Here is a 4703-nt window from a genome sequence, read left to right as displayed (position 1 = left end):
ATTTGAGTACATTTTTGACAGAAAAGAGCTCATCCTATAGAACAGATGGTGATGTCAGTATAAACAGAATATTCAGGTAGGAATGGGGAAACCCCCGTGAGCAACTGCATCGCTTATTCAAAAGCTATTGGGTGTAGCTTGCCCAAGCGCCCATAAACTGATAGCTGATAGCTGATAGCTGATAGCTGATAGCTGATAGCTGATAGCTGATAGCTGATAGCTGATAGCTTACGGTCTTTTGCGTCGCTCGGCAAACCAAGATTGCAACTGTTCCCGACAAACGGATTCCATAATTCCCCCTAAAACTGGCAACCGATGATTAGAACAAGCACTATCAGGAAGATTAGCAACGGTGCGAATGCTGCCAGTTTTAGGATCGTCTACACCATAAACCAGAAGACCGAGTCGTGCTAGGATAATCGCTCCGGCACACATGGGACAAGGTTCCAAAGTAACGTAGAGAGTGCAGTGATTAAGATGCCAACTTTGCAGCTGTTGACCAGCAGCACGGAGTGCCAGGATTTCCGCATGAGCAGTGGGGTCTTTGTCCCGCTCTCGGCGATTCTCTCCTGTAGCAATTAACTTACCTTCATTATCTACAATCACCGCACCCACTGGTACCTCACCCGCTTCACCAGCTTTCTGGGCAATTTCTATGGCAACAGTCATCCATTTGCGATGGATGAGATAGGAGTTATCAATCGGGTTAGGTACTTCCATTCTGGGGAGTAGGGAGCAGGGAGCAGGGAGTAGGGAGCAGGGAGCAGGGAAGAGAGGGAAGCGTGGGGAAATAGGGGTATAAGGATTAATTGGTAATTGCTATTTTAAATTTTCAATTGTTAATTTCAATACCTAACTTTGGGGTTTATAGTAATTAATCTAAGTTATAGATTTTATAATATTAATCAAGACTGGTTCCACCAATAGCGCCACCTTTATCAAGCACATAAGCGATCGCATTATGAAGGTCTGTGCCCTGGAAATTCTCAACGTAGTCGCACTGGTTACCACCAGTAAAGAATAATACTTCAGCTTGAACTCTCCACGGGTTGAAACCACATGGATTCTAAGCGGATGTTGCTTCGCGGGTTAAAACCACGCTTGGTGCGCTTTCCATAGGCGAATTAAATTCGCCATGGGTCGCACCTCTGCGCAACGCTTCACGATACGATCTAGATAGAGAGTCCAGCTTGTATCGTTGTGGCAGGTTCAAAACTGCCCTTCCGACCTCGGCCAGAGAAAACTCTAGCTGTGTCGATACTTTGCGAAGAATGTTGGCTGCTCCGTTGCAGTCAGCATTTATCAATTCGCCCTTTCCAGACTTGTAAAGCCCACGTCTAACTCTTCTCCCACTTTCTTTCCACCCCAAGCCCGAAGGGCACGCTTCGCGAACGGGTTTTCCACCAAGTGTAGGCAAAAAATCACGGTCTAAAAAGCTAGCCTTGCTGGTGTAACTTTCTTCAGTCTCAACGAATTTGATACCGTACTCAATACATAGCTGTTCTATCCGACTTTTTAATTTAGCAGTAGGTATCTGAACAAACTGCTGATTATTCTTTTTTCCAATATTGATGCTGTCTTTGTTGCGCTTGTTCCAACCAAATACGACTGTACTAACGTTATTCCTTAAGCACCAGTTAACTATGAATCTAGCGGCTTTATTTACGTTGTCTCGCATTTGTCGATTTCGCTTTTCAATCAAAAAAGCTAGATGTTCGTCCCAGTAGTCTCTACTTTTACCCTTTTTGATAGCACCTACACGCTTGTTGTACCACTGGTTTTGAGACTTAACTTTTCTTCCATCTAATATAAACGACTTACCTGTAGTAGACACGCAGGTTAACCAGTTATTTAAACCAGGATCAATCCCTAAGACTTCACCTGTTTGAGTAACTGCTTCAGGAGCTGTTCTCTCATAGACGAACTCTAGATACAAGCACCCGTTTCTTGGTACAAATCGATACTCTTTTATCGCTTTGTAGTCAATATTGGAAGGCATAGGTAGAAGGAAATGGTCTATCCCAAACCATGCTTTAATCTGTTTTCCTAGAGTAAACTTAAGCTGACCCTTTATCAGCTTCACCCATCTAGCCGGATAGCTAACAACAGCCAATCCCCCCTTTTTTCTATAATTAGGAACTCTAGGCTTGTTTGCTAGCTGACCTTTCTTATATAGCTTGTTTAAGGCTTTGTAAGACTTAAAGGATTCTATTACTCCGTGTAGTGTCTGCTGAGCACAAGCTGACCTCATTGCCTTGAAGTGATGATTTGTCTTCATTATCTTATCCAGATCGGCATTTGTAAGATACCTTCCAGCTTTGAACAACAATTGACGGCAGTAATAAATCCCGCAGTTAGTTAACTTGTTAGCTTCTGAACAGATAAACTCGATAATTGCTCTATTATCAGGTGTCGTAGTTATTAAATGTTGTTGACAACCATACATATTGCATCGACCTTTTGCTGTGCTAATTTAATTATATACTACCGTAATGAATGGGTCAAACATATGCCAGAAAAAAAGAGAAGAGTCGGGAGACCAAGTATCTATGAGGAAAGCAAAAAGACTTACAGTGTTAAGGTTACAAAAATAGCTTGGGGAAATATTAAAAATATGGCAGAGTCTTCTGGCTTGAGCTTGTCTGAGTTCATGGAGTACCTAGGAAGGAATGGAAAACTACCTTAAACACGATAGCCGGGATAAATCCCGGCACGCTCCACGCCCACCCAATAAATTAGGTGGCTAACTCTCGCTTGTTACTTTCCTGTTTCACTATCTTGATTCACCCTGAAAGCTTAACCACTCAACCTTAACCCTGCAACCAACTAACCTTCAACCAATTAACTTTCAACTGTATCCGATTGTTACTGTTTGACCCGGTGGGTGGAACGGGCATCTTGCCCGTTTCCTGCCTCGGACAGGCTTTCCCAAAACTGGCAAAGAGGTGGAAAATCAGGGCCAGCCTTTTGGTGGTGCGTTACGGGGCAGACTATCTCAACCCTGGCTACGAGGCGAAAAATAAGGGCAAGTCCGCCCCTAACACACCCTACGCCTTCAACCTTCAACCTACTGAATGCTTACTAACCCTTCAACCTTAACCCTCCAACCAACTAACCTCCAACCTTCAACTTTCAACCAACTAACCTTCAACCTAAAAATCAGCTCGCTGGCTGAGTTAGCAAAGATTCCAATTGTCCCTTACCGTCTAAATCATACAACTCATCGCAACCGCCAATGTGTTGGTTATTGATAAAAATTTGGGGTACTGTTCGACCTCCGTTGGCTCGTTCCGCCATCTGGTTTCTGGCATTGTCGTCGCCATCGATTTTATACTCGGTGTAGTCAACCCCTTTCCACCATAGCAATAGCTTCGCTCGGATACAGAAGGGGCAGGCTTGCCAGGTGTAAATTTCCACATTGGCTTTCATCTGTTCTGGCTTGCGTCCTAGGATGGGATTGAGAAAATCCAGCATTGTTGGTTAATCCTATCTTGTTGAATCCTAGTTAAAGATATACCATGGTTAAGGGATAGCTTAAATTAAGAAAAAGGAAAGATATAGGATAAGTTTTGGTGTTTATATGTCAGCTATCAGCTATCAGCTATCAGCTATCAGCTATCAGCTATCAGCTATCAGCTATCAGCTATCAGCTATCAGCTATCAGCTATCAGGCTCGAAACCTGTGCCATGATCCATGGACTGCCCAAACTTTAAATCCTCATTAATCTCGAACTATTAAATTTTATCGTTATAGGTTTATTTTAAGCTGACTGCTGAATGCTGAATGCTTACTTTATTATAAATTACTATTTGGTTTGATTATTTATTTTAAAAAACTATCTAGCAATGGTTGTAATAATGGTTACAAAAACCATAGATAAATAATTCATAAAACAGGTATTTTTAAAGCTTTTTGATATCATCTCCAGATCATTACCCTTAATAAAAATCTCCCCATCTCCCCACACTTTCCACTCTAGGGCCACCACCGACTTACATCCTTAATCGCTTCAACAATTGCAGCCAGAGCTTCTTTGCCTCCCAAAGAGATAATAGTTGGACTGAGATCAACCAAGTTTCCTAAGAACCGCTGGCGATCGCTACAGGCCAAGGTGTGAAGAAACTCTTGCCAAAGGGAAACGTCTTCTTGGAGGGATAAGCCTGGATTTTCGATTAGTCCACTGAAAACGCGGGCTCGGTGATACTCAGACTGAATTGCCTGTGCCGTTTCTAGGGCTTCTGGAAGTAGGCTTTCTGGGCAATGTGGTTCTATTGCCATCAGGGCATCGGCTCGGTAGTATTCATCGGTAATGGCTGCTGCGGCTTCTAGAGCTTCTGGTAAGATTTCCGGCCAATGTCGTGCTAGTCCAATCAGGGCATCGGCTCGGTCTCTTGGATTGGTGGCTCGTGCCGCATCTAGGGCTTCTGGTAAGATTCTCGGCAACTGTGGTGCTAGTCCACTTAGGGCATAGGCTCGGTCTCTTGGATTGGTAATGGTTCGTGCCGCATCTAGGGCTTCTGGTAGGATTCTCGGCAACTGTGGTGCTAGTCCACTCAGGGCCTTGGCTCGGTTATACTCACCGGTAATGGCCTGTGCCACTTCTAGGGCTTCTCGGAGCAGCCTTTCCGGCAGATATGGTGCTAGTCCACTTAGGGCATAGGCTCGGTTATACTCATCGGTAATGGCCTTTGCCACTTCTAGA

Annotated in this window: 7 protein-coding genes and 1 pseudogene; 3 read left to right on the top strand and 5 right to left on the bottom strand. The window is 43.9% G+C overall.

What is annotated here, in order from left to right; genetic code table 11:
- Positions 1-113: 113 nt before the first annotated feature.
- The 3 genes from F6K20_RS24985 to F6K20_RS24975 form a co-directional block, all read right to left on the bottom strand.
- Positions 114-254 (bottom strand): hypothetical protein, encoded by a 141-nt coding sequence (locus tag F6K20_RS24985; RefSeq protein ID WP_287267416.1) that lies wholly within the window; start codon positions 252-254, stop codon positions 114-116.
- Positions 229-720 carry a tRNA adenosine(34) deaminase TadA gene (gene tadA, locus F6K20_RS24980; RefSeq protein ID WP_008183302.1) on the bottom strand — a complete coding sequence of 164 codons (492 nt, stop codon included), beginning with the start codon at positions 718-720 and terminating at the stop codon, positions 229-231. Before tadA ends, F6K20_RS24985 begins: the two co-directional genes overlap by 26 nt.
- A gap of 346 nt (positions 721-1066) precedes the next feature.
- Positions 1067-2446 carry an RNA-guided endonuclease InsQ/TnpB family protein gene (locus F6K20_RS24975; RefSeq protein ID WP_008183299.1) on the bottom strand — a complete coding sequence of 460 codons (1380 nt, stop codon included), beginning with the start codon at positions 2444-2446 and terminating at the stop codon, positions 1067-1069.
- A gap of 63 nt (positions 2447-2509) precedes the next feature.
- On the opposite strand from F6K20_RS24975, the gene F6K20_RS24970 reads away from it, so the two are divergent.
- Both F6K20_RS24970 and F6K20_RS24965 read left to right on the top strand, forming a co-directional pair.
- Complete coding sequence (locus tag F6K20_RS24970) at positions 2510-2686, top strand: hypothetical protein (RefSeq protein ID WP_008183297.1); 177 nt, start codon at positions 2510-2512, stop codon at positions 2684-2686.
- 176 nt (positions 2687-2862) lie between these two features.
- On the top strand, positions 2863-3099 hold the full coding sequence (locus tag F6K20_RS24965; RefSeq protein ID WP_008183295.1) for a hypothetical protein: 237 nt from the start codon (positions 2863-2865) through the stop codon (positions 3097-3099).
- Between the two features lie 60 nt (positions 3100-3159).
- Here the strand turns inward: F6K20_RS24965 and grxC are convergent, their stop codons facing one another.
- Complete coding sequence (gene grxC, locus F6K20_RS24960) at positions 3160-3474, bottom strand: glutaredoxin 3 (protein ID WP_287296429.1); 315 nt, start codon at positions 3472-3474, stop codon at positions 3160-3162.
- A 98-nt stretch (positions 3475-3572) separates the two neighbouring features.
- On the opposite strand from grxC, the gene F6K20_RS24955 reads away from it, so the two are divergent.
- Entirely contained in the window at positions 3573-3725 is a 153-nt protein-coding gene (locus F6K20_RS24955) for a hypothetical protein (protein ID WP_287296428.1), read from the top strand.
- Between the two features lie 251 nt (positions 3726-3976).
- On the opposite strand, the pseudogene F6K20_RS24950 reads toward F6K20_RS24955, so the two are convergent.
- Positions 3977-4703, bottom strand: a pseudogene (locus F6K20_RS24950) (apoptotic protease-activating factor); the annotation flags it as partial.

Origin of the sequence: Moorena sp. SIO2C4, assembly GCF_010672485.1 — a bacterium.
GTDB classification, from domain to species: domain Bacteria; phylum Cyanobacteriota; class Cyanobacteriia; order Cyanobacteriales; family Coleofasciculaceae; genus Moorena; species Moorena producens.
Note: the sequence above shows the minus strand (reverse complement) of the source record. Positions and strands in the feature narration are given on the sequence as shown.

Coding starts and splice junctions, on each gene's coding strand:
- grxC (WP_287296429.1), bottom strand. CDS start 3,474: ATGCTGGATTTTCTCAATCCCATCCTAGGACGCAAGCCAGAACAGATG.
- F6K20_RS24970 (WP_008183297.1), top strand. CDS start 2,510: ATGCCAGAAAAAAAGAGAAGAGTCGGGAGACCAAGTATCTATGAGGAA.
- tadA (WP_008183302.1), bottom strand. CDS start 720: ATGGAAGTACCTAACCCGATTGATAACTCCTATCTCATCCATCGCAAA.
- F6K20_RS24975 (WP_008183299.1), bottom strand. CDS start 2,446: ATGTATGGTTGTCAACAACATTTAATAACTACGACACCTGATAATAGA.